Annotated in this window: 25 protein-coding genes and 1 tRNA gene; 18 read left to right on the top strand and 8 right to left on the bottom strand. The window is 40.9% G+C overall.

From position 1 onward, the window contains the following. Positions 1–903, top strand: a 903-nt coding sequence (locus AC6UD2_RS06400; RefSeq protein WP_500698381.1) for an LPXTG cell wall anchor domain-containing protein, incomplete at its 5' end; no start/stop codon positions are given. 289 nt (positions 904–1,192) lie between these two features. Next, positions 1,193–1,265 (top strand) — tRNA-Lys (locus AC6UD2_RS06405). A gap of 60 nt (positions 1,266–1,325) precedes the next feature. Here the strand turns inward: AC6UD2_RS06405 and AC6UD2_RS06410 are convergent. The 3 genes from AC6UD2_RS06410 to AC6UD2_RS06420 form a co-directional block, all read right to left on the bottom strand. Further along, positions 1,326–1,658: a hypothetical protein gene (locus AC6UD2_RS06410; protein WP_500698382.1), complete on the bottom strand. Its 333-nt coding sequence runs from the start codon at positions 1,656–1,658 to the stop codon at positions 1,326–1,328. Between the two features lie 137 nt (positions 1,659–1,795). Next, positions 1,796–2,716, bottom strand: a complete 921-nt coding sequence (locus tag AC6UD2_RS06415; RefSeq protein WP_500698383.1) for an L-lactate dehydrogenase — start codon at positions 2,714–2,716, stop codon at positions 1,796–1,798. A gap of 307 nt (positions 2,717–3,023) precedes the next feature. Continuing rightward, on the bottom strand, positions 3,024–4,163 hold the full coding sequence (locus AC6UD2_RS06420; RefSeq protein ID WP_500698384.1) for a trans-sulfuration enzyme family protein: 1,140 nt from the start codon (positions 4,161–4,163) through the stop codon (positions 3,024–3,026). A gap of 205 nt (positions 4,164–4,368) precedes the next feature. Between AC6UD2_RS06420 and AC6UD2_RS06425 the strand changes: the two genes are divergently transcribed. The 6 genes from AC6UD2_RS06425 (at position 4,369) to AC6UD2_RS06450 (ending at position 8,708) form a co-directional block, all read left to right on the top strand. Beyond that, a complete protein-coding gene (locus AC6UD2_RS06425; RefSeq protein ID WP_500698385.1) occupies positions 4,369–5,088 on the top strand; it encodes a nicotinamide mononucleotide transporter in 720 nt (239 codons plus the stop codon). A gap of 81 nt (positions 5,089–5,169) precedes the next feature. Then, positions 5,170–5,658 carry a GNAT family N-acetyltransferase gene (locus AC6UD2_RS06430; protein ID WP_500698386.1) on the top strand — a complete coding sequence of 163 codons (489 nt, stop codon included), beginning with the start codon at positions 5,170–5,172 and terminating at the stop codon, positions 5,656–5,658. Positions 5,659–5,781: 123 nt separating this feature from the next. Further along, the gene (locus tag AC6UD2_RS06435; RefSeq protein ID WP_500698387.1) at positions 5,782–6,618 is read left to right on the top strand and encodes an aldo/keto reductase; all 837 of its coding nucleotides are present in this window, start codon (positions 5,782–5,784) and stop codon (positions 6,616–6,618) included. Positions 6,619–6,641: 23 nt separating this feature from the next. Further along, positions 6,642–7,244: an NAD(P)H-binding protein gene (locus AC6UD2_RS06440; protein ID WP_500698388.1), complete on the top strand. Its 603-nt coding sequence runs from the start codon at positions 6,642–6,644 to the stop codon at positions 7,242–7,244. 24 nt (positions 7,245–7,268) lie between these two features. After that, entirely contained in the window at positions 7,269–8,312 is a 1,044-nt protein-coding gene (locus AC6UD2_RS06445) for a zinc-dependent alcohol dehydrogenase family protein (RefSeq protein WP_500698389.1), read from the top strand. 15 nt (positions 8,313–8,327) lie between these two features. After that, on the top strand, positions 8,328–8,708 hold the full coding sequence (locus AC6UD2_RS06450) for a DUF2255 family protein (RefSeq protein WP_500698390.1): 381 nt from the start codon (positions 8,328–8,330) through the stop codon (positions 8,706–8,708). 90 nt (positions 8,709–8,798) lie between these two features. Here the strand turns inward: AC6UD2_RS06450 and AC6UD2_RS06455 are convergent, their stop codons facing one another. Further along, positions 8,799–9,536 (bottom strand): SDR family oxidoreductase, encoded by a 738-nt coding sequence (locus AC6UD2_RS06455; RefSeq protein ID WP_039143654.1) that lies wholly within the window; start codon positions 9,534–9,536, stop codon positions 8,799–8,801. A gap of 150 nt (positions 9,537–9,686) precedes the next feature. After that, positions 9,687–10,436 (bottom strand): SDR family oxidoreductase, encoded by a 750-nt coding sequence (locus AC6UD2_RS06460; protein ID WP_500698391.1) that lies wholly within the window; start codon positions 10,434–10,436, stop codon positions 9,687–9,689. Between the two features lie 184 nt (positions 10,437–10,620). Here AC6UD2_RS06460 and AC6UD2_RS06465 point away from each other — a divergent pair, with 184 nt between their 5' ends. From AC6UD2_RS06465 to AC6UD2_RS06500, 8 genes are all read left to right on the top strand, one after another. Beyond that, positions 10,621–11,847 carry an ammonium transporter gene (locus AC6UD2_RS06465; RefSeq protein ID WP_500698392.1) on the top strand — a complete coding sequence of 409 codons (1,227 nt, stop codon included), beginning with the start codon at positions 10,621–10,623 and terminating at the stop codon, positions 11,845–11,847. A gap of 113 nt (positions 11,848–11,960) precedes the next feature. Beyond that, complete coding sequence (locus tag AC6UD2_RS06470) at positions 11,961–12,530, top strand: DapH/DapD/GlmU-related protein (protein WP_500698393.1); 570 nt, start codon at positions 11,961–11,963, stop codon at positions 12,528–12,530. An 88-nt stretch (positions 12,531–12,618) separates the two neighbouring features. Further along, positions 12,619–12,828 carry a hypothetical protein gene (locus AC6UD2_RS06475; RefSeq protein ID WP_500698394.1) on the top strand — a complete coding sequence of 70 codons (210 nt, stop codon included), beginning with the start codon at positions 12,619–12,621 and terminating at the stop codon, positions 12,826–12,828. Positions 12,829–12,869: 41 nt separating this feature from the next. Further along, positions 12,870–13,178, top strand: coding sequence for an acyltransferase (locus AC6UD2_RS06480; RefSeq protein WP_500698395.1), 309 nt, complete (start codon positions 12,870–12,872; stop codon positions 13,176–13,178). A 159-nt stretch (positions 13,179–13,337) separates the two neighbouring features. Beyond that, a complete protein-coding gene (locus AC6UD2_RS06485) occupies positions 13,338–13,466 on the top strand; it encodes a hypothetical protein (protein ID WP_500698396.1) in 129 nt (42 codons plus the stop codon). Between the two features lie 520 nt (positions 13,467–13,986). Continuing rightward, the gene (locus AC6UD2_RS06490) at positions 13,987–14,319 is read left to right on the top strand and encodes a helix-turn-helix transcriptional regulator (protein WP_500698397.1); all 333 of its coding nucleotides are present in this window, start codon (positions 13,987–13,989) and stop codon (positions 14,317–14,319) included. A gap of 342 nt (positions 14,320–14,661) precedes the next feature. Next, complete coding sequence (locus AC6UD2_RS06495) at positions 14,662–15,675, top strand: zinc-dependent alcohol dehydrogenase family protein (RefSeq protein WP_500698424.1); 1,014 nt, start codon at positions 14,662–14,664, stop codon at positions 15,673–15,675. 13 nt (positions 15,676–15,688) lie between these two features. Further along, positions 15,689–16,486, top strand: a complete 798-nt coding sequence (locus AC6UD2_RS06500) for a DUF6198 family protein (RefSeq protein ID WP_500698398.1) — start codon at positions 15,689–15,691, stop codon at positions 16,484–16,486. A gap of 102 nt (positions 16,487–16,588) precedes the next feature. Here the strand turns inward: AC6UD2_RS06500 and AC6UD2_RS06505 are convergent, their stop codons facing one another. Together AC6UD2_RS06505 and AC6UD2_RS06510 are read right to left on the bottom strand one after the other, a co-directional pair. After that, positions 16,589–17,605 (bottom strand): NADP-dependent oxidoreductase, encoded by a 1,017-nt coding sequence (locus AC6UD2_RS06505; protein ID WP_500698399.1) that lies wholly within the window; start codon positions 17,603–17,605, stop codon positions 16,589–16,591. Between the two features lie 12 nt (positions 17,606–17,617). Then, positions 17,618–18,433, bottom strand: a complete 816-nt coding sequence (locus AC6UD2_RS06510; protein WP_500698400.1) for an oxidoreductase — start codon at positions 18,431–18,433, stop codon at positions 17,618–17,620. A gap of 104 nt (positions 18,434–18,537) precedes the next feature. On the opposite strand from AC6UD2_RS06510, the gene AC6UD2_RS06515 reads away from it, so the two are divergent. Beyond that, positions 18,538–19,077: a TetR/AcrR family transcriptional regulator gene (locus tag AC6UD2_RS06515; protein WP_500698401.1), complete on the top strand. Its 540-nt coding sequence runs from the start codon at positions 18,538–18,540 to the stop codon at positions 19,075–19,077. Between the two features lie 63 nt (positions 19,078–19,140). On the opposite strand, the gene AC6UD2_RS06520 is transcribed toward AC6UD2_RS06515, so the two are convergent. Continuing rightward, entirely contained in the window at positions 19,141–21,915 is a 2,775-nt protein-coding gene (locus tag AC6UD2_RS06520; protein WP_500698425.1) for a cation-translocating P-type ATPase, read from the bottom strand. Between the two features lie 317 nt (positions 21,916–22,232). Here AC6UD2_RS06520 and AC6UD2_RS06525 point away from each other — a divergent pair, with 317 nt between their 5' ends. Next, the gene (locus tag AC6UD2_RS06525; protein WP_500698402.1) at positions 22,233–23,141 is read left to right on the top strand and encodes an alpha/beta hydrolase fold domain-containing protein; all 909 of its coding nucleotides are present in this window, start codon (positions 22,233–22,235) and stop codon (positions 23,139–23,141) included. The last annotated feature ends 6 nt before the right edge of the window (positions 23,142–23,147 follow it).

Consider the following 23,147-nt stretch of genomic DNA (forward strand, 5'->3'; position numbering starts at 1 on the left):
GCAAGTACCAGCGCTAGCTTATCCGTAAGTGACAGTGCTTCTGTAAGTGGTAGTCAATCCATGAGTGCCAGTGGTTCGACTAGTACCTCAATGAGCAATAATAACTCCGAGAGTACTAGTGCCAGCAGCTCAGTAAGTGACAGTGCTTCCGTAAGTACTAGTCAATCAACGAGTGCTAGTGACTCAATCAGTACTTCGATGAGCAACAATCACTCAGAGAGTACTAGTGCCAGCGAATCTGTAAGTGGCAGTGCTTCAGCCAGTGATAGTATTTCCACTAGCAACAGCGCTTCGACAAGTGCTAGTGACAGTTTGAGTAATTCTACTAGCATTAGTACTTCATTGAGTAACAGTGACAGCAATAGTATTTCAACTAGTGATAGCTTAAGTAACTCTACTAGTGCTAGTGCCAGCGACTCAATGAGCGGTACCACTTCAGTAAGTGGTAGCCAATCTACAAGTGTTAGCGATTCATCAAGTGCTTCTATGAGTGAAAATAATTCCGCAAGTGTTAGTGCTAGTGAATCCGTAAGCGATAGCGCTTCAGTAAGTGCTAGTCAATCAACGAGTGCCAGTGGTTCAACTATCACTTCGATGAGCAACAACCACTCTGCAAGTACCAGTGCAAGCACATCAATGAGCGGCAGTGCTTCAACCAGTGATAGTTTATCTATGAGTACTAATGGATCAACCAACACTTCAACTAGTGTAAGTACAAATGGTTCAACTAATACTTCGGAAAACAACGGTAATAACGCTGCTAAGAAAAATAGTAAAGCAGGCAAGTTACCTCAAACCGGACAAAGTAGCAATGATCTAGCTGCTGTAGGTATCTTTGAACTTGCTATGATTGGACTTTGTGGAGCTCTTAAGGGACTTAAGAAACGCAAAGAGAACCAATAGTAGTTTTAACCAGGTATTAAGATAATAAATTAAAAAGGGATTTTGATATCTGTTAACATTAAGCGACCAAATTCATTATGAATTTGATCGCTTTTTGTATATGATTTAGCTGAAGATTTAACCATAAAAAATACCCCATAATTATTAGATGATGTCTAACAATTGTGGGGTATTTTAAGTCAAATAATAATCCAATCATTGCAAAAAACTTAAGAAGTTGATTGGCTAAAAGTGTTGTCGAATGCGACAATATGCATTATAATATTATTTGTAGTTAAGTTTTGATTGCGAGCAGCTAGCTCAACTGTTAGAGCAACGAATTCTTTATTCGTGAGATTGAGGTTCAAGTCCTTGGCTGCTCATTATAAAAAGAAAATAAAATGATTGCCTGATTGGGGCAATCATTTTTTTATACTAATATATTAGTCTTTGTTCATTTTGTTAATAAATTCTAAGAATTCTTTTCTGAATTTTGTAAGATATTTTTGTTTCTTTGTCTCATCAGTTTCATCAAAGTTAATTTCACTTGCCATTTTTTCAATAAATTTCGCTATTTCTTGTTTTTTGCTATGATCTAAAAGCTGAACTGCCATACAAAAAACAAGCATGTTCTCTTTATTAATATTTAAATCATCCGAATTAATTATCGAAAATTCTGGAAATTTTTCATCCAAATACGTTGATGCAGTAAATCCATTCTTGTGCTTCTGAAAATATATAATCATTTGATGTTCTAAATCAATAGGTTTATCCATATTTTTTCTCCTTGTTATTTATTTCACTTAAATATACACTTAAATGTAAATTATTGCAACTAATAATAACTATTACTTAAAATCATAAAAATACATCATAACTCCTAGATCATCTAAGAGTTATGATGTATTTTTATTTAACTGTATTTTTCAATGTTCTTCTTAATAAAGTCAGCGGACGCCTGCAACTTATCCTTTTCTTCGTCGGTTAAGTCTAGTGGGACATCTTCAATGATGCCGTCTCTGCCAACTACGACTGGATAAGAGAAGTAGACTCCGTAATCAGATCGATAGTTAGAGACTGGGAGAACGATTCGTGCATCTGACAGAACGGTCTTGGCTAATCGTACTGCAGCACTGGCAATGCCGTAACTCGTGTAGCCCTTACCTTGCATGACAGTAAAGCCACCATAACGAGCTGCTTGGTCTAAAGCGTCTAGATCGAGATTGCGACTTTTGGCCAGTTCAGTAATTGGTTGGTCAAGTGCTCTGACAGTAGACCAGGCGGTAAACTGGGAATTGCCATGCTCACCCAAGTTGTAGCCAGTTACGGAGCGCGAATCAATGCCTAATTTTTCGCCTACCGCTTGTTTCATTCTGGCAGAGTCTAGAAGGGTACCAGTTCCAATAACGTGTTTCTTAGGTAGACCAGTAATTTGTTGGTACAACTGAGTAATCACGTCAACCGGATTAGTAATAGCGATCAAGATTCCATTGAAGCCTGAATCACGAATCTTAGGTGCAACCTCTTTAACTTGATCAATGTTGAAAGATAATTCGGCAAACCGATTGCCACTATCATTATTAGACAATTTTATTTTACCAAGGGCTGAAATAACGATGTCAGCGTCTTTTAAAGCGTCGTAATCGTTGACGGTGATATTGGTGTGGAAGGGTAGATTAGGCATCCCTTCCCGAAAATCGATTGCGTCAGCATTCACTTTAGCTTCATTTTTGTCAATCATTACTAGGTCATCAACTAAACCGTTGACAACAATGTAGTTAGCCACGGTAGCTCCAACGTGTCCGTCACCAATGATTCCAATTTTTCTAGTCATGATGTACCTCCCATTAATTATTTGGTTTTAGTTTAACAGATTAATTTCGATTGGGAGTAAAAATAGATTGAATTGACAATTTTTAATTTATCACATATAATAATAGTGTAATAAAAAAGGAAGAGATATGTGTGATCTCTTCCAAGCGCAGATTTCAGGTGCGTTAATTTGGTGGAGCTAATCAGTGATGATTAGCTTTTTTTATTAATATGGATAAAAAAGACCTGTTAGATTTCTAACAGGTCTATTTATGTCTTGTTGAGACAATCAATGGCATTATATTAAATAATAGAACTAGTAATAATTGTTATATTTTCCCAAACGCCTGCTTCAAATCGTCCAACAAGTCTTCCTTATCCTCAATTCCGACTGACAAACGAATCAGACCATCGGCAATACCGTCTTTTAGGCGTTCTTCTCGTGGAACGGAACCGTGGGTCATGACTGCTGGAACTTCAATCAGACTTTCAACGCCACCGAGGCTTTCAGCTAGGGTAATAATTTGAAGGCTTTCGACAAACGTCTTTGGTGAAAGTCCTGGTTGCAGTTCAAATGAAATCATCGGACCAAAGTTGCGCATCTGTTTCTTGGCAACTTCGTAGTTCGGATTTTCGGGATCGCCAGGATAATAGACTTTGGCCACTTTAGGTTCGTTTTTAAGAAAATCAAGAATGGCATTTGTGTTGTCCTGATGCACCCGCATGCGAGCACCCAATGTCTTGATCCCACGTTGAACCAGCCAGCTGTCATCGGGACCAAGCGTGCTCCCAATGGAATTCTGTAGGAAAGCCAACTGTTCGGCAATTTTGTCGTCGTTGGTCACGGCAATCCCAGCTACGACGTCACTGTGGCCGCCAAGGTATTTCGTAGCGGAATGAACGACTACGTCAGCTCCTAAGTCCAACGGATTCTGGTTGTACGGAGTGGCAAAGGTGTTATCGACAATCGTTTTAGCACCATGTTTTTTCGCAATTTCCGATAATTTCTTGATGTCAGCGACTGTCAACAGCGGATTGGTTGGGGTTTCAAAGTAAATTACTTTGGTATTATCCTGAAAAGCATTCTCCACCGCGTCAGGATCCTGCATGTCAACGGCCGTGAATTCCAAGCCAAAGCGTTTCATAACCTGGTTAATCAGACGGATTGTGCCACCGTACAGATCTTGTCCGACGATGATGTGATCACCCTGTGAGTACATCGAAAGGATCGTGTTGATGGCAGCCGTTCCGGAACTAAATGCGAAACCGGCCGTTCCATTTTCAAGGTCAGCCATCTGGGTCTCAAGGGCGTAACGAGTGGGATTTCCAGTTCTGGAATATTCCCAGCGCGGATTCCCACCAAGCTTAGTTTGTTTGAAGGTTGATGTGCGGTAGACCGGAACGGAAACGGCGCCCGTTTCCTTGTCACCACTGATTCCTCCGTGAATTAATTTCGTGTCAATGTGCAAAATAAAAACCTCCATAGAATATGATTATTGAGATCGATTATAGACTAATGATGAATTGAAGAGGAGGGATTACTTTTTAGGTAATTTTGTTAAGTATTTTCTCGGATAAATGCTATACTTAAACTGTTCAACTATTTGTGATAAAAATCAATAACGAGGGTTGCTTCCGGTACGCCTCGCTAAAAACAATGAGGAGATGTTCATAATGTGGCATGCATTAGCGAAAAGTAAGTGGTTTGATCTAGTAGGGGTTGCGATTGTGGTGGTTACCTCGATTGCCAGTGGTTATCTAACCGAGAATTTGGCGGATGTGACTCACTGGGGTGGATGGGCGATTTTCGTGCCCTTTGGGATGATTTCGATCGTGAACTCGATCCTATCGATCTACTCCACCCGGTTGACCGGTCGGATGAACAATCTGGGAAACATCATTGGGCTAATTAACGTCGTGCTATCGGCCTTCATTGATTACGTCTTGGGCAATAAGGCCGCCGTGGTCACGTATCCCGTGACCTTCATCATTTACACGTTTGCGATTAATAAATGGATGAAAACGAAAAAATATCAGGCCAGTCGTCCTTTCACTGGTGTCAAGAAGTGGTTGGTTATGACTGGGATCTTGTTGGGTAGTTTCCTGTTTTCATTTGCGGCCAATCTAGTTGGCTGGCCAAGTGGATCTACCCACCTCTTATTCTGGATTGTCGTGATTGCCTTTGATCTGTCACTATCGGCCAACATTTTGAACGCGATGAAGTTGACCGTGCAGTGGAAATACTGGTTCATTTATAATCTGATCCAGTTCCTCAAAGCTGTCGTTCAGGGCAACTTCGCAAACGTTGGAAAATACATTTACTACATTATTAATTCGATTGCGGCGCTCGATTTCTGGGAGAAACCAGTTTTAAAGACGCCGAAAACTGAATAGAGAATCGTTTCCGTCCAATTGTCAAAGTGGCCTAAAATTGATAAGATTATGCCATTAACTAAAACGATTGAGGGAACTTGAATGAAATTACGAGCCTTAGAAAAAACTGATTTACCAAAACTTCATGAATTATTCAATGATAAGCCGACCATGGATTACTGGTTTGCCGAACCATACGAATCGATGATGTCACTAGAAGCGAGGTATGAACGTGAGAACAACGATCCCACCATTCGCAATTTTGCGATTGATGTGAACGGAAAGTTCGCGGGCATTGTGGCGCTGATTGACATTAACTCACGGGACCGTAATGCTGAAATTGAGATTGCCCTAAGTGATGAATTCGTGGGCAATGGGATCGCACAAGAAGCGTTTGATGCCTGCGTTAGGTATGGATTTAAGACGCTGAATCTTCACAAAATTTTTCTGTACGTGGACGTGGAAAATAAGCCCGCCGTTCACATTTATGAAAAGTTTGGCTTTAAGATTGAGGGAACTTTAAAGGGCCAGTTTTATGTCAACGGCAAGTACCGTGACGTTTACTGGATGGCCAAATTTGAAAATGCATAAATTAAGGACAACCATTAGTGGCTGTCCTTTTTTGATATTAGAAACACTTTACTTGCATCGAATCCCAAGTGAGGGTGTAAATTATGGTTAGTTAACAAATAACAGCAAATAAGGAGATCTATTATGGAATATTTTACTTTAAATGATGGCAATAAGATTCCAGCAACTGGCTTTGGAACCTTTCAAATTACCGATCCAGAACAGGCGGAACAATCGGTGATTGATGCCATTGACTCAGGCTACAGTTTGATTGATACCGCTCAATACTACAAGAACGAAGAGGCCGTTGGCCGGGGACTTAAGAAGTCGGGCGTTAAGCGTGAAGACTTATTCGTGACTTCTAAGGTTTGGTTCACTGACAGTGGCTACGATAAAGCCAAGAAAATGGTTGAGACTAGTCTCAAGAAACTAGGACTTGATTATCTTGATATGTACTTGATTCATCAGCCTTATGGTGAAACCTTTGGCTCATGGAGAGCGCTTGAAGAGATGCAAAAAGAGGGCAAGATTAAATCCATCGGAGTTTCCAACTTCTACGACAACCAAATCACTAATTTAGCAATGTTCAACGACGTTAAACCTGTCATTGATCAAATTGAAATTAATCCTTGGGAACAACAAAAGACTTCCGTTGATTACCTTAAATCATTCGGAGTTCGTCCCGAAGCTTGGGCACCCTTTGCGGAGGGTAAGCATGACATTTTCAACAACGAAACGTTGAAATCAATCGGTGAAAAGTACGGTAAGAGTGTTGGTCAGGTCATCTTACGTTGGGAATATCAACGTGGCATCGTAACGCTTGCAAAATCAACTCATAAGAACCGAATGGAAGAAAACATTGATATCTTTGACTTTGAATTAAGTGACGATGATATGAAGCAAATCGCTAACTTAGACAAGGGCGAAAGCCAATTCTTCAATCACCGTGATCCCGTTACTATTCAGAACTTTGTTAAATAATTAAAGCACACGAGGCTTATCATATGAAAAAAATTTTAATTATCGGAGCAACTGGCAACGTGGGGCAAGCCGTCAGAAGAAATTTATTGGATCAGACTGATGACTTTCTGACCCTGCTTTCCAGAAGTTCTGGTCAAAAATTTAGTAATAATGATCGTGAAAAAGCCATTAGTGGTGATGTGAATGATTTGTCGGCCTTAGAAAAAGTGGTGAAAGGTCAGGACGAAGTGTTCGTGGCTCTTAGTGGAAATTTACCCGAAATGGCTAAGAACATTGTTCAGGCAATGGATGACGAAAACGTCAAACGGTTGGTCTTCATCACGTCTATGGGAATCTATAATGAGGTTCCCGCTAAGGTTTCAGCCAGTGGAAACTTAAAGAATAATCCTCGTCTGGAACCGTACCGGAAAGCCGCTGACGTGATTGAAAGCTCTGATTTAGACTACACGCTGATTCGACCGGGATGGTTTGATAACGATAGTAGTGAGTACGAGATTACGTATAAGGGGCAGTCCGTTAGTGGCAATCGGGTTGCCATCGCCAGCATTGCCGATCTGGCCACCCGCCTGTTGCAAGATCGTCAACTAGACGTCAGAGAAAGTATCGCCATTAACCGAGAATCCTAATGATTTGAATTGTGAGGAATTGAAATGAAAGTAACTGAATTTATCAAACCGGGTGAAGTGAAAGTCATTGACGAACCGATGCCCAAGATTAAGAAACCGACTGACGCCATCATTAAAATGGTTCGAGCCAGTGTCTGTGGTTCTGACCTTTGGTGGTATCGTGGTATTTCTGATCGAAAACACGGCAGTCCCGTGGGACACGAAGGAATCGGCATTGTGCAAGAGGTCGGTTCAGATGTCAAAAACGTCAAACCAGGTGACTTCGTGATTGCACCATTTACCCATGGTTGTGGTCATTGTGCGGCTTGTCGGGCTGGATTTGACGGCAATTGTATGAATAAGGAAAATGGCATTAACGGTGGTTATCAGGGACAATACTTGCGCTTTATCAATGCTAGTTGGGCGCTCGTTAAGATTCCCGGTCAGCCATCCGATTACTCGGATGAGATGTTGAATTCATTTGTGACCCTTGCTGACGTAATGGCAACGGGTTATCATGCCGCTGCCAGTGCGGAAGTCAAAGACGGTGACACGGTTGTCGTCATGGGTGACGGAGCCGTTGGTCTTTGCGGTGTGATTGCGGCCAAGTTGCGTGGCGCTAAGCGAATTATCGCTATGAGTCGTCACGAAGATCGCCAGAAGTTAGCCAAAGAATTCGGTGCCACTGACATTGTCCCAGAACGTGGGGATGACGCCGTTAAGCACGTCATGGAACTCACCGATGGTGCTGGTGCCGATGCAATCCTTGAATGTGTTGGAACCGAACAATCGGTTGATACCGCAACTAAGGTTGCTAGACCAGGTGCCGTGGTTGGTCGAGTAGGGATTCCACAAAAGGCCGAAATGAACACTAACAACCTGTTCTTTAATAACACTGGCTTACGTGGTGGAATCGCACCCGTTACCACTTATGACCGAGGAGTTTTGTTGAAAGCGGTCTTAGACGGCAAGATTAATCCCGGAAAGGTCTTTACCAAGCGGTTTGATCTTGATCACATTCAGGATGCCTATGAGGCCATGGATAAACGGCAGGCCATTAAATCATTGGTCATTGTTGATAAAGATTAATTGAGGAGGAATAATATGGCAAAAAACTGGACGAAAGAACAATTAGACGCGTTTGCACCAGCTGATGATATGCACGTTTCACCGTTCTACGATGATGGGGTGACCTATGGAACCCCAACGTGGATTTGGTCAGTAGTTGTAAACGGTAAGTTGTACGTTCGTGCTGCTAATGGTCAAAACTCTAGTTGGTATAAATCGGCTATGAAGCAAGGCGCTGGTCGGATTCATCTAGCTAACCAGGACTACGAGGTTAATTTCGTGAAAGCCGATGACGGCGACGAGACGAAACAAGCGGTTAGTGACGAATACAAGAAGAAGTACGCTGGCAGTCCATACATGCCACCAATGTTAGAAGACGGACCAGTGAGTGCCACAGTCCAGATTGAACCTAAATAATGTTTTAAAAGAAGTAACGTGATGGTTACTTCTTTTTTTAAACAAAAAACCTTCACTCATTGAGTGAAGGTTTATTTATATCTAATTCAATTAAACATCTTGATCGGTTGGACGAACCAAAATTTCGTTAATATCAACGTTTTCTGGTTGACTCATCATGAAGACCGCGATTTCCGCGATGTTTTCTGGACTCAACCAACCTTTTTTACCAGCTTCAATTTGATTTCTAATCTCATCGTCGTTGATAGTATCCATCAGGTTCGTATCCACAAATCCTGGTGAAACGATTCCCGTCTTAATGCCGTTTTTGTGTTGTTCCTGACGTAAGCCCTCCATGATGGCTTTCACAGCGTATTTAGAACCATTATAAACTGCTGAATTAGGATAAACTACGTGACCGGCAACGGAATCGGTTGCCATGATGAGGCCTTGTCCCTGTTGTTTCATCTGGGGAACGGCAGCGACGATTCCATTTAAGACTCCCATAATATTGGTGTTGATGGTCTTTTCCCAGTCAATCAAACGATCAGGATCATCAACTGGTCCCTGTGGCATGATCCCAGCGTTGTTGTACATCACGTCAAGTTGACCGTACTGACTGATGGCCATGCCAACTAGTTCTTGGACATCTTCTTTCTTCGTGACGTCGGTGACCCGATAAGAAAAGTTTTTAGGATTATCAACTTCGGTGGCGAGTTGTTCTAGTTGATCTTGGTTTCTGGCACCAACCACTACCTTAGCACCTCGTGCTAGGGCTAACTTCGTAGTAGCGGCTCCCATCCCAGAGCTACCGCCGGTGATAACGACGACTTTATTTTCAATTGTCATATCAAAACTCCTCTCTTAACTTACGATATGAAACCATTTAACTCTTAATTTAAGTCTGATTCAAGTAAATGAACGCTCAAAATGATTAAGATTGTGTAACGAAAAACTCCTACTCGCGTGAGTAGGAGTTTAATTTAAACTAGGTTTAAGTTAAATATCTTGGTCGGTTGGACGAACCAGAATTTCGTTAATATCAACGTTTTCTGGTTGGCTCATCATGAAGACGGCCAATTCAGCGATATCATCGGAACTTAACCAGCCGTTCTTGGTACTGTTGCCGGCGTCCTCGATGCCCTTTCTAATGGTGTCATCGTGGATGGTGGACATCAAGTTCGTGTTAACGGAACCTGGTGAAACAACTCCCGTCTTGATACCATTCTTGTGTTGTTCCTGACGTAAGCCTTCCATGATGGCCTTAACGGCGTATTTGGAACCGTTGTAAACGGCTGAACCAGGGTAAACCACGTGACCAGCAACGGAATCAGTTGCCATGATCAAACCGTGACCCTGCTTCTTCATTTGGGGAACAGCAGCAACAATTCCGTTGAGGACTCCCATGATATTGGTGTCCAAAATGGCTTGCCATTCACTTAATTTATTGGGATCATCGACTGGACCTTGTGGCATGATTCCAGCGTTATTGTAAATGACGTCTAACTTACCAAACTTGTCGATAGCCAGGTCAACTAAGGCTTGAACTTGATCTTTTTTGGTAACGTCAGTTAGTTTGTAGGCAAAGTTTTCCGGATGGTCAACTTCATCGGCCATTCGTTCTAATTTTTCTTCATTACGTGATCCAACGACCACTTTGGCACCTCTTGTCAGTGCTAGTTTAGCGGTAGCTTCTCCCATACCGGAAGAACCACCAGTAATTACGACTACTTTATTTTCAACAGACATAATCATTAACTCCTTTCAACTTACGCATGCAATACTAAACCCTGACATGGGAAGCTCGTCAAGAAAGGCGACTTGGCAAAAATTATCCATCTCATGTCACATATTGAGACATCAAACCTGTTCAAATGAAAATTAAAGCCTAAACTATGGTTATTCATTAAATTAGAAAACGGGTGTGACATAAATGGCAGCAAACGAAGTTTTTGTGTTTATATGTACGATTCTAGTGTTCTTCATGACACCAGGACTGGCGTTCTTCTACGCCGGGATGGTTTCAAGAAAAAACGTGGTTAACACGCTCATGTCGGTGTTCATCATGTGCAGTATTCCGGTTCTTTTGTGGGTGATCATTGGTTACTCACTGTCGTTTTCTGGAAACTACTTCAATATTATTGGTGGTTTGCATGATTTTATGCTCCATAACTTTAATTTCACCGCTCCGGCTACTGCTGGACCCATTTCAAACGGATCCTACATGCTGTTCCAGATGATGTTTGCGGTAATTACGCCTGCCCTCTGGATTGGTGGCATCGTTGGCCGGATGAAGTTTAAATTTCTGATCCTGTTTACGATTGCCTGGTGTATTTTGATTTATTACCCATTGGTTCACATCGTTTGGGGTGGGGGCTTCCTACAACAAATGGGTGTGCTGGACTTTGCCGGTGGTACGGTCATTCACATTAACGCGGGGATTACCGCGTTGGTCTTGGCCATTATGCTTGGAAGACATCATCGTGGTAAAAACGATAAGGCCTATAACCTGACGTGGGTCTTTCTTGGAACCGTCATCCTGTGGCTTGGTTGGTATGGCTTTAACTGCGGTTCGGCCCTTGCCATTAATCACATTGCGTTTCAGGCCATGTTGACTACCACGATTGCAACTGCTACTTCTATGTTGACGTGGATCATTTTAGACGTCTTCATCTTAGGGGCTCCATCCCTGATGGGCGCATGTACCGGAACCCTTTGTGGCCTAGTTGCCATTACACCGGCCTGTGGTTTTGTCGGCATTGGCAGTGCCATTGCGATTGGAATCATTGCCACCCTGTGCAGTTACACGTTCATTAAATACTTAAAGCCGCGTTTGCACGTTGACGATACGCTCGATGCCTTTGGTTGTCATGGTATTTCTGGAATCGTTGGAAGTCTTTTGACGGGACTGTTTGCCAGTAAGGCCATCAATCCTCAGGTAAAATTCAGTGGGATTTTTGCTGGCGGATCTTTACATCAGTTCTGGATTCAGCTGCTTGCAACGACCTTTAGTATTGTGTTTGTTGCCATCATGGTGTTCCTAATTGTGCTGGTCTTAAAGCACGTTACGAAGATGCGAGTTACCCCTGAGGAAGAGACAAAGGGGCTCGACTTAAGTGAACATAAGGAACGGATTGATTGTGATGTAATTAATGATTAAAAGCGTTTTAAAGTTGACTTGGAGGGCTTTTGGTACTAATTACAATCAGATAATGTTATTCTTATCACAAGAGTTTTAAGACTCTAAAAAAATAGAGAATGGGGTAGATAATTATGACTCAAGCAGACGAATTAATTAAAGCCGCTTTAAACGGTGGCACCTTTAATTTCCGTGATAAATCTTTTGTACCACTATTTGATATTCAACATCAAAATGCGGCATTACTAAAGCAGTTTAATAGTGAAGCTAACCCAGCTACTCGACAAGAGTTGTTGGCAAAAATTACCGGTAGGAAGGTTCCTGATAATGTCATGGTCTTTCCACCCCTACAAACTGATTTTGGTCGTAATATTTTCCTAAAGTCAGGGGTCCTAATCAATACTGATTGTCTTTTTGATGATGCTGGTGGAGTTTATCTTGATGAAAACGTTTTAATCGGGCCACGAGTTTCATTAATTACCTTGAATCATGATACCCGTCCAGATCACCGTGACATGATTACAGCTAAGGCAATTCACATTCACAAGAATGCTTGGCTTGGAACTGGAACCATTGTGCTTCCGGGAGTGACGATTGGTGAAAATGCCATTATTGGGGCAGGATCAGTTGTGACTCGAGATGTTCCAGCTAATTCAACTTACGTTGGGGATCCAGCTAGACCAATTAATAGAAATAGTAAGTAATCCAAATTTAAGACCCTTAGTTAATGTGATTAGCTAAGGGTCTTTACGTAAAATGGTTCAAATAAATTGATGAATAAGGGTGAAGATAATGACAAGTGATATTTTTAAAGAGGCATTAAATGGTGGGACCTTTGATTTTCGCAAACCTGACTTTCAACCATTCTTTGAGGTCCACGATCAGAAGGCTAAGTTATTAATGGAATTCAATAATGAGGATGATCCTGACAAACAACATGAATTGTTGGAAAAAATAACTGGTAGGGATGTTCCAGATAATGTCATGGTTTTCCCCCGTTAAAAACTGATTTTGGTGGGCATATCTTCTTAAAATCGGGAGTCTTGATTAATACTGATTGCTTGTTTGATGATTTTGGTGGAGTTTATCTTGATGAAAATGTCTTGATTGGTCCCCGTGTATCGCTAATCACTGCCAACCATGATCAGCGGCCAGCTTACCGTGATTTGGTTATTTTGAAACCAATTCACATCCATAAAAATGCGTGGATTGGTACGGGAGCAATTATCTTACCTGGAGTGACGGTTGGCGAAAATGCTATCGTGGGTGCTGGATCTCTCGTTACTAAAGATGTGCCTGCAAATACAACGGTGGTCGGTGATCCGGCGAAGCCGATGAAGGGGAAAGAATGATTTTTGGTTTAGTAAGTAGTTAGATTTATGTGTTATAATAAAAATGTAAATGATTAGCAATATGAATGCCAAAGAGCCCTTAACTAATGCGATAGTTAAGGGCTTTTTTGCTGTATGACTAAAATGGTAATATAAGAGAAAAAGGAAGAAAGGATTAACATGAAAAACAAAAAATACTATAGTGATACTCCATTATTAGTTGGTTCTTTAATTTTAGAAGCAATTTCCATTATTGGAATCACGGCTTGGTCGTATACATATGGAAATCCTAGATTTGAAAGAAAATAATTGATTAAATATAATATATAATTAAATCAGTGAGAGGTACACAGATTATAAATTTGTGATGAACTAATGAGAGTAGCTTATTAGTTAGAGCTGGTAAACTCTTTTTATAAACAATGAATTTATGTGTTATAATAAAAATATAAGAGATTAACAATATGAATGCCAAAAGCCCTTAACTATTGCAGTAGTTAAGGGCTTTTTTGTGGCATGGCCAAAATGTTGGCTCACTTGTTACTACTTGTTTAACCAATGTTGGAATAATAAAAGTATCATTCCGCCAACAAGTTGTAACATAAATGACGATAAGAGCATTAACAATATGAATTCCTCCTCGCAATAGATTTGCGACGAGCCAACTATATTATTTTATCATTAATTTGATCTTTTTATTAAAATAAATAATTATTTATTATATGATATAATTAATGCTGAAATAATTGATTTGATATATTCCCCAAAAGTAATATACTCTCAATAATCATAAGTTTATTACTTACTTGAGAGATAGGAGAGATTGCAAATGAATGTCGTATTTCCAGAAAGACTAAAAAGCTACATGCAGGCAAATCATCTGTCTGAAATGGAAGTTGCTAATAAGTTATCCGTCTCAAAGCCAGAAGTTAATAACTGGGAGGCTGGAGTTTCTACTCCTGATCTAACTAATTTAATTAATCTAACCAAGGTTTTTAATTGTACTATTGATGACCTCGTTTTTGGATCTAGTGATGTGATAGTAAAACACACGCACAGTATGAATTTTTGGTATTTTATTTCTCATTATTGGTGGCTGCTGTTTGCTTTTGGTGGTTTTCTGGGATGGTTTGTTCCTGAAATTGTCGATGTATTTAAATAAATGAAGAGAAGCTGGGTATTATTTTTATAATACCCAGCTTTTTAATAAATTGTATTTTTATTTACTTATAAATTAGTTGTGAAATGAATCTTTATGTTGGTATTTTAGTCAAAATAAAAATTAAATTAATCATATATAAAACGTTGATCTTAAACTAGCTCATCGATCTAGAAATGTTTGTGAAGTCATTCTACATTGCCACATCAGTTGTGTAAGCGGTTGCATTATCAAGCTTGTGAGTCTATATTAAGGGCGTAAATAAAAACAAGCGCTTATTTTACTTACTACTAATTGATAATACTTATAAATGTAGGAAGGACACCGTTTATTATGAATGAAAAAATGAATGCTTTAGTAATGACTAAAAAACAAAAAATGGAAATGGAAAAACTTGATTTACCCACTCCAAAAGATGATGAAGTTCTGGTTGAAACGGCCTACGCTGGTTTATGTGGAACCGATAATGGGTTATTTAATGGCTTACCAGGGTCGACTGATGCCACTCCACCAATTGTGCTAGGTCACGAAAATTCAGGTGTTGTTGCCGCAGTTGGTAAAAACGTCAAAGATTTTAAGAAGGGTGATCGGGTTGCGGTTGATCCAAACATTTACTGTGATAAGTGTTTTTACTGTAGGACTGGTCGTTATGAGTTATGTGACAACTTGTCAGCGATTGGAGTTACACGAAATGGTGGCCTTGAACAGTACTTTACCGCGCCAGAAAAAGTGGTTTATAAATTACCTGACTCCATCTCGCTACAAGCAGCTTGCTCACTTGAGCCGATTTCATGTGTGGTCCACGCTATGAAAATTACTGAAAATATTACTCCATACCAAAAAGCCTTAATTATTGGTGATGGATTCATGGCGAAACTATTTGCCCAAATCCTTAGAGCTTATGGCATTCAAAGCATTGATATGGCTGGTCTCAATGATCAGGTCTTACATCAAATGAAAACTGATTTTAAGTTAAATAAAGTGATTAATACGTCTAAGACGCCGATTGAAGAAAATTATGATTTTGTAGTTGAGGCGGTCGGCCGTCCCGAAACTCAGGAAGAAGCCGCTGAGCACACTAATAAAGGTGCACAAGTTATGATGTTTGGAGTTGGAAAGCCAGACCAAACTTTCTCCATGAATACTTACAACGTCTTTAAGAAACAATTGACCATTAAGGGCTCAATCATTAATCCACACGCTTTTGAAGATTCAATTGCGTTATTAGAGTCCGGAGCCGTTCAAACTGAACCATTTCAAAATAATATCCTAAAACTGGATGAAGTTGAAGGTGCCTTGAATCACACTACTCCTAAGGTGGGTAAGATCGTTGTTGCGGTAAATCCAGATCTTAAATAGAAAATGTGATATTATGGCTCAGGAAAAAATGCCAAGAACGATTTCAATGCCCGTCTCGATTGTTTACTTTATCATTTCCATTATCATTAATTCGCTTGGAAACGTTTTAACTTTAGTGACCAGCGCCAAGGTCTTTCCACATTTTTTGGGATCGGCGTATTGGACCGCTGCTGAAACTAATCTGAGTATCGCCATTCACTGGGATTTATTCTGGACCTTCGTCCTGGTTGGAATTATTATCATCATTTTAAATGCGATTTTGATTGGTAAATGGGACTGGGGACGCGCGGTTGGTAATCTCATCTTTATGATCCCGTTTTCTTGGTTAGTTCAGGTATTTTATGATTTATTCACTCAAATTATTAGGTTACCTGATGCTCACACTCCATTATTAATTACGGTTTATGTCCTTGTTAATTTTATGGGAGTGGCGTTAATCGGAATCGCGATTTCGATTTATCAGCGGGTTAATCTGGTACTGCATCCCAACGATGATTTGATGCAAATTCTCCGTTTCAAGTATTTCAAGGGTAACGCTACTAAAGCAATGTGGTCTTCCTACATTCCTCCTACGATTGTTGAAATCATTGCTTTTCTCATCACTCATCAGATCGAATACTACGGAATTGGGACGATCTTTGCCTTCCTATTTCAAGGAAGTATCACGGGAGTTGCCGATCGATTGGTTTTTCCAAGATTAAAGCATCAGGGTATTAGTACCACCCCGGATAAGAGTGAATCGATGGTTGCCAATGATATTGATACTGACAAGCAAAAAGCAACTAAAGATAGAAAAGGGAAAAGAAAATGATAATTAATAAGGGCTTATTTGAATCGCAAATCTAAATTTCATACAAAAAAGATGTCGAACGGAGAGTTCGGCATCCTTTTATATCTAAAGCTAATTATTATATTACTTCATCTCAATGATAACCTTACCAGTGGCATGATGCGACTCTAGTAACTTAAATCCTTCAAAGACCTCACTGAAGGGGAAGACCCTATCAACAATCGGTTTAAGTTCATGGTTTTCAATCATGTTAGTTAAGAGCTCTAGTTGACGACCACTAGGGTGCATGATAAAGAAGGTATATTCAACGTGGTATTTTTTGGCTAACAGCTTCATGGGACTGCTGGCAATTCCAAATAAAATTGATTTTAGGAGGCCCAAATGATGTTGTGCGCCAAATTTGAAGGTGGGAATTCCATTAACTGTAACTAGTTTGCCGCCAGGTTTCAGGATCTTAAAGGTCTTCGATAGGGTCTTACCACACTGAGTGTCAAAAGCCAAATCGTAATTTTTTAATATTTCAGAGAAATCCGTGGTGTTGTAATCAATTACTTGGTCGGCACCTAGTGAGCGCACTAAATCAAAGTTCTTTTTACTGGTAGTGGTGGCGACATAAGCACCCACTGCTTTAGCAATTTGGATTGCCATGGTGCCCACTCCACCTGAACCAGCTTGGATGAAGACTTTTTGGCCCTTTTTCAGTTTTCCAATTTCGATTAGAGCTTGATAGCTCGTTAATCCAGTTAAGGGAACAGCACTCGCATCGGTTAGAGATAGGTTCCTGGGAGTTTTGGCGATGTCATTTTCGTTAATGGCAATAAATTCGGTCAACGTACCACTTTGAAAATCATCGGGACGTCCGTATACCTGATCGCCTAGTTTAAATTTAGTAACCCTTTTACCCACACGAACGACGGTGCCCGAAAAGTCATTGCCAACCGTGATGGGTAATTTATATGGCATGATGATCTTGACTTTACCCGATTGAATCGTGTAGTCAATCGGATTTAGGGACGAAGCCTTAATTGATACCAAAACTTCATTGTCATTTATTTGTGGAACGGGAATGGTGTCTTTCACAAACGGGTGTCGATATTTGATAATCCGCAGGGCGGGCATTTTGTTAGGAATGTTAATCATCTTAGTTTCCTCCTACATGAATTTAGGGACAATCAGATCCATCAAACGAGTGGGTAAGATGGCGTTAAAGAAAATCGTTGGTTTAGCCCCAAATCCAATTAGATATCTTGGTCTGGGATGCTTGGTTTCAATGGCTTTTTTGATCGTTTTAGCAATTAATGCTGGTTGTGAAGCCAGTTTAGAGGCATAGAGCTGGTTATTTTTCTTTTCCATCTCTTTAGCGGCTTGTTCGTATCTGGTTCCCATCGATGAATCAACTAATTTTTTCATTGCGATTTTAGACCAATTACTTTTAACCACGCCGGGTTCGATTAAAACGACTTTGATCCCAAATCTTTTGACTTCCATCCGTAATAATGAATCACTTAGAGTTTCGACGGTGTGTTTGGAGGCGAAGTACCAACCAGCGAGGGGACTACTAAATCTTCCGGCCATGGAAGAAATATTAATAATTTCTCCTGAGTGTTGTTTTTCCATAAGTGGTAAAACCAATTTAGTTAAAGCCACGAGGCCAAAGACATTGACGTCAAATTGACGTTTGGCTTCCTCAATACTGACGTTTTCGATGGCACCGAAAGAACCGTATCCGGCGCCGTTAATTAAAACATCAATTTTGCCAGCCTTTTGGATAATTTGATTAACCCCGGCTTGCATCGACGCTTGACTAGTAACATCCATTTTAATTGGAGTTACATCTAAATCTTTTAAAGAATCCATGGGAGCGATGTTTCTGGCGGCTCCAAAAACTTGGAAACCTGATTTTGCCAATAATTTGGCAGTTTGGTATCCCATCCCAGAACTAGCTCCAGTAATTAAAACGGTTTTCATTAGTTATCTCCTCGTAATATAAGATTTCATTGAATAAGTTACACGTGTATATTATAATACAATTGTTACTTTGGCAACTACATACTTAAAAAAGGTGATCACAAATGGAACAAAAGATAGATCGAAGAATTCGTAAGACGCAAGGAGCCATCCAAGCTAGCTTTAAAGAATTATTACAAGCAGGAACTAGTTTAGATGATCTCTCGGTTAAAATGATCTGTGATAAAGCTGATATCACGAGGAAAGCCTTCTACGATCACTATGCTGATAAGTCTGAATTGGTTTTGGATTTCATGGATTCTTATTTTGACGAATTAAAATTGACCTGTCGAGATATCAATGACACTAAAATCCAAGCAAAAATTGAACTCTGGATCAATTTTTTCACCCAGAATCAAACCTTTTTCGATAATTTACTTAAAAGTCAAAATTCATATCAGTTTCGTAAAGAGTTCCATGCTTTTACGAAGGAGCAGCTTGCTTTTGTCATTAAAGATATTAGTCAAACTGAGTTGGATTTCATTTGTTATGGGATTGACGGAATTATCGAAAAGATCATTTTATCCGAACAACCAATTGATAAGGCTAAGTTAGCTAGCAACGTGAAGGCAATTTTAAAGCCGTATTTGATACAAAATATTTAAATAGTTGTGGTTATGTACAAAAAAGGGATGCCGAACTCATCATTCGGCATCCCTTTTGATATTCTATAAAATCTTTTCTAATTTTTGTAAATGACCCATTCGCTTGTTGATCTTGTTGTGAATGTGACGTCTTACGAAGTACTTTCTGAGCTCATCGAGCAGTACTAGTGGAATTGGGATGGCAATCAGGTAGATCCAATCACTGATACCAATTGAGTAGGTTCCAAAGACACTTTGTAGGAACGGTACGTAAATTAGCAGGGTGATCAAGACAATCTGGAATGCGATCCCCCACATAATACGATGGTTACTGAAGATCCCAATCTTGAACAATGAGGTCACACGAGTACGACAGTTTAGGACGGCGGCAATCTGACAGAAACCAATGGCAGCAAGTGTCATCGTGGTGGCTTCAGCATAGATGTTTCCGCTGGCAAACAATGGAACATGAGGCCAGCCGTGCTGGTAATTGGCGAAGAAGTAGGCTCCCGTTGAAATGATGGAGGCAAACAGTCCGTACCAACCAAACGCCTTGGCGATAATTCCCTTGTTTAACAAATGAGAATCACGGGGACGTGGTGGCTGATCCATAATTCCTGGTTCACTCTTTTCGGTTCCAAGTCCTAGAGCTGGAAGTAAATCAGTTCCAAGGTCAACGGTCAGAATTTCCATTACCGTTAATGGTAGGGGAATAGCACCGTTAGAGATTAGGAACAGGATGGATGGGAAAGCTTCGGCCATGTTACTGTTCAAAATGTAGAGCAGGAACTTCTGAATGTTACTGTAGACGGTTCGTCCTTCTTCGATTGCGGCGACGATTGAAGCAAAGTTGTCGTCGGTTAAGATCATGTCGGCGGCATCTTTAGCAACGTCAGTTCCGTTTACACCCATGGCAATTCCGATGTTGGCCTTCTTTAGGGCAGGTGCATCGTTAACCCCGTCACCAGTTGCGGCGACGACGTTACCATTCTTTTGACACATGGAGACGATACGGTACTTATCTTCCGGAGCCACTCGGGCGAAGATGACTTCTCCTTTAACAGCCTCTTGAAGTTGATCGTCTGACATGGCTGATAATTCTTCGCCGGTGATGACCCGTGCCTTATCGGAGGTAATGCCGATCTGAACGGCAATACTCTTAGCGGTTAAGGAACTGTCACCAGTGACCATAATGATCTTGATGTCAGCACTGTGACATTTCTTAACGGCGTCAAAGATTTCTTCTCGTGGTGGATCTGACATAACGGCCAAACCTACGAAAACAAGGTTCTTTTCGGTGTTATCAACCGTGGCCTTGTTTGGATCATCGGTATCGTCATCACGGTAGGCAAAGGCTAAAGAACGAAGTCCGTTTTTGGCGTAATCCGCGTTAGCCTTGTTAATTTTCTTTTTGTCGTCTTCAGTGATGGGACGAACCTGACCATTTACCAGGATGCGATTACAGATGGAAAGGATGTTGTCTAGACCACCTTTGGTGTAGATGACGTCTTCGCCGTTTTCAGGATCCTTTTGAATCGTGGTCATTCGACGACGGTTGGCGTCAAATGGCAATTCCTTTAGACGTGGATTCTTTTCAGCTGAGTCATCTTTTTTCAGCCCAGCCTTGTCGGTTAAAATGTTTAACCCAGCTTCGGTTGGAGTTCCTAAAATTGAAGGAGCCTTTTTGTCGTCTGGGTCGTATTTAATTGAAGTATCGTTATTTAATAGTGCGATGTTTAACAGGAGCGCGAGATCTTTTTCGTTAGATAAATCAACGTCTTTTCCGTTAAACTGGATCTTTCCGTTATTGAAATATCCAGTTCCAGTGACGTTGTATTCCTTATCGGGGAGCCAAACGTGGTTGACCGTCATCTGATTTTGCGTCAGAGTTCCGGTCTTATCGGAACAAATTACGTTGGTTTCACCCAAGGTCTCAACACTGTCTAGGTCCTTTAAGAGGGCGTGTTTCTTAGCCATGACTTGAGTTCCGTGAGCTAAGGAAAGCGTGACGGTTGGTAGAAGTCCTTCAGGAATGAAAGCTACGATCATCCCAAGTGCAAAGATAAATGACTTGGCAAGTGGATAATGAACGAAGTAGATGGCTAAGATGAAGAAGGTAATTCCAATCGCAAAGGCAATGATCGAAATCTGACGAGTTAAGCGATTCAGCTCTTTGGTAAGTGGTGAAACGGTGGCCTTTTGGTTCTGGGTCAAGCTAGCAATCTTACCAAATTCGGTGTTCATCCCGGTCTTAACGGCTAGTACCGTGGCAGTTCCGTTCGTAACCACCGTTCCGGCATAAACCACGTTGGAGATGGCAAATTTGCCATCGCCGTGGTGATACTTAGTATCCTTGTCAACGGGCAGTGATTCACCGGTCAAGGCGGATTCATCGACTTGAAGGGAAGCCGAATGAACGACAACCCCATCAACGGGGATGGCGTTTCCAGCTTGCAACTGTAGGAGATCGCCAGGGACAATCTCATCTGCGTTAATCTGGATCGATTTGCCGTTTCGAATTACGTTAACGTAGGTTGGCAGTAAGCTACTTAAAGCGTCGGTGGCCTTCTTGGCCGCGTGTTCCTCCCAAAATGAGAAGAGTCCGTTAATAATATTAACCGCCCAAATGGCAATTCCTAGATCAACGGTGCCCGCAAGAATTGCGATTACACCACTGACCCACAACAGCATTGCCATTAATGAGGTGAAGTTTTTCAGAAAGGCAACGATTCCGGATTGCTGCTTCCCCTTCTTAATGACGTTGTAGCCGTCAGTTTGTAACTTTTGTTTTGCTTCGCTGGTAGTTAGGCCCTTTGTGATTGAGGTGTCTAGCTTGCTAGTGAGATCTGACGGTGACATTTTGGCGTAGTCATCGTCAGTTAGAATTTTGTTATCCAATGTTTCTCACCCCTTTTTCCAAATATCGCTTAGAAACTGCTTCTAAACAACCGTGGATTGATTTTAGGCTCTTTTTTCAAAAAGCAATAGAAAAAACTGATATTTGAGAAATAAATGAACAAAATTAGTGAATTACCTTACTGACAGTAACGGCTAGCTACGTCAATAAATTAATTTATTTTGAAATTAGGGTGGCTTTCTTCCTATTAAGTGGGAATAATTGCCGCACTATCTTTTTTGAATTATCATAAATTTAACTACTGCAAAGGAGTCTTAAAATGGTTAAATTTATTGAACGTGAACATCCGTTTTCACCCGCCGATACGGATTTTGTGGAGCGCAAATTCATTGATATTCCGTATGCTGAGGGAGAACGACATAAACTAGACATCTATTTACCAAATGAGAAGCGTGATAGTTACCCAGTTATCATCGACGTGCACGGTGGTGGAATGTACTTTGGCCAGAAAAGTTCCTTTAAACTAAATGGAGCATTGGAACTCTTAAAGCGTGGTTACGCGGTTGTTAGTCCCAATTATTCTCTGAGCTACATGAAGCCATTTCCAACCGCCATTTATGAGCTAAAAGCCGTGGTCCGGTTCGTCAAAGCCCATGCTGATAGCTATCACTTTGATAGTAACGCAGTTTTCATGATGGGGGAATCATCAGGGGCTCAATTGGCCATGTTACTGGCGGCTTCTGAAGCCAGTGGTCACTTGGAAAGTGATTTCGGCTCTGATTTTGACTACTCTAGTCAGGTCAATGGGGTAATTTCGTCGTATGGTTTGTACGACATGGCACTTTTGAAGCCGGAGTTTGAAGCCCTCGGACAGGTTCCTAATTTTAAGGAGACTGGGGATTCCGATTCCTTTGAAGGCGCAATGTTGGGATTTCATCGACCCGTTGATGTTCCTGACCTAGTGGCTGAAGCCGATCCAACCACGTACTTGAATGAAGCGATGGTGCCAGCACTACTCTATGCTGGAACCGGTGACCGAGTGGTGCCATACGTTCAAACCATTAACATGGCCGTTGAACTGATTAAGTTCATTGGCAAGCAGAACGTTGAAGTCCATATCATTGATGGTGTGCCCCATGGTCCCAGCGGCTTCATGAACGAGACCGTCTTTGATCAAAAAGATCAGTTTATGAAACGAGTAATGAAACAAAATAAAAATGCATCCTAGTGGGAT

The sequence above is a fragment of the Fructilactobacillus sp. X2R5C2 genome (genome assembly GCF_059901375.1).

What these genes read in the sequence shown, in the direction of transcription:
- AC6UD2_RS06410 (WP_500698382.1), bottom strand. Translation starts at nt 1,658, where the DNA reads ATGGATAAACCTATTGATTTAGAACATCAAATGATTATATATTTTCAG.
- AC6UD2_RS06415 (WP_500698383.1), bottom strand. Translation starts at nt 2,716, where the DNA reads ATGACTAGAAAAATTGGAATCATTGGTGACGGACACGTTGGAGCTACC.
- AC6UD2_RS06425 (WP_500698385.1), top strand. Translation starts at nt 4,369, where the DNA reads ATGTGGCATGCATTAGCGAAAAGTAAGTGGTTTGATCTAGTAGGGGTT.
- AC6UD2_RS06430 (WP_500698386.1), top strand. Translation starts at nt 5,170, where the DNA reads ATGAAATTACGAGCCTTAGAAAAAACTGATTTACCAAAACTTCATGAA.
- AC6UD2_RS06435 (WP_500698387.1), top strand. Translation starts at nt 5,782, where the DNA reads ATGGAATATTTTACTTTAAATGATGGCAATAAGATTCCAGCAACTGGC.
- AC6UD2_RS06440 (WP_500698388.1), top strand. Translation starts at nt 6,642, where the DNA reads ATGAAAAAAATTTTAATTATCGGAGCAACTGGCAACGTGGGGCAAGCC.
- AC6UD2_RS06445 (WP_500698389.1), top strand. Translation starts at nt 7,269, where the DNA reads ATGAAAGTAACTGAATTTATCAAACCGGGTGAAGTGAAAGTCATTGAC.
- AC6UD2_RS06450 (WP_500698390.1), top strand. Translation starts at nt 8,328, where the DNA reads ATGGCAAAAAACTGGACGAAAGAACAATTAGACGCGTTTGCACCAGCT.
- AC6UD2_RS06455 (WP_039143654.1), bottom strand. Translation starts at nt 9,536, where the DNA reads ATGACAATTGAAAATAAAGTCGTCGTTATCACCGGCGGTAGCTCTGGG.
- AC6UD2_RS06460 (WP_500698391.1), bottom strand. Translation starts at nt 10,436, where the DNA reads ATGTCTGTTGAAAATAAAGTAGTCGTAATTACTGGTGGTTCTTCCGGT.
- AC6UD2_RS06465 (WP_500698392.1), top strand. Translation starts at nt 10,621, where the DNA reads ATGGCAGCAAACGAAGTTTTTGTGTTTATATGTACGATTCTAGTGTTC.
- AC6UD2_RS06470 (WP_500698393.1), top strand. Translation starts at nt 11,961, where the DNA reads ATGACTCAAGCAGACGAATTAATTAAAGCCGCTTTAAACGGTGGCACC.
- AC6UD2_RS06475 (WP_500698394.1), top strand. Translation starts at nt 12,619, where the DNA reads ATGACAAGTGATATTTTTAAAGAGGCATTAAATGGTGGGACCTTTGAT.
- AC6UD2_RS06485 (WP_500698396.1), top strand. Translation starts at nt 13,338, where the DNA reads ATGAAAAACAAAAAATACTATAGTGATACTCCATTATTAGTTGGTTCT.
- AC6UD2_RS06490 (WP_500698397.1), top strand. Translation starts at nt 13,987, where the DNA reads ATGAATGTCGTATTTCCAGAAAGACTAAAAAGCTACATGCAGGCAAAT.
- AC6UD2_RS06495 (WP_500698424.1), top strand. Translation starts at nt 14,662, where the DNA reads ATGAATGCTTTAGTAATGACTAAAAAACAAAAAATGGAAATGGAAAAA.
- AC6UD2_RS06500 (WP_500698398.1), top strand. Translation starts at nt 15,689, where the DNA reads ATGGCTCAGGAAAAAATGCCAAGAACGATTTCAATGCCCGTCTCGATT.
- AC6UD2_RS06505 (WP_500698399.1), bottom strand. Translation starts at nt 17,605, where the DNA reads ATGATTAACATTCCTAACAAAATGCCCGCCCTGCGGATTATCAAATAT.
- AC6UD2_RS06510 (WP_500698400.1), bottom strand. Translation starts at nt 18,433, where the DNA reads ATGAAAACCGTTTTAATTACTGGAGCTAGTTCTGGGATGGGATACCAA.
- AC6UD2_RS06515 (WP_500698401.1), top strand. Translation starts at nt 18,538, where the DNA reads ATGGAACAAAAGATAGATCGAAGAATTCGTAAGACGCAAGGAGCCATC.
- AC6UD2_RS06520 (WP_500698425.1), bottom strand. Translation starts at nt 21,915, where the DNA reads ATGTCACCGTCAGATCTCACTAGCAAGCTAGACACCTCAATCACAAAG.
- AC6UD2_RS06525 (WP_500698402.1), top strand. Translation starts at nt 22,233, where the DNA reads ATGGTTAAATTTATTGAACGTGAACATCCGTTTTCACCCGCCGATACG.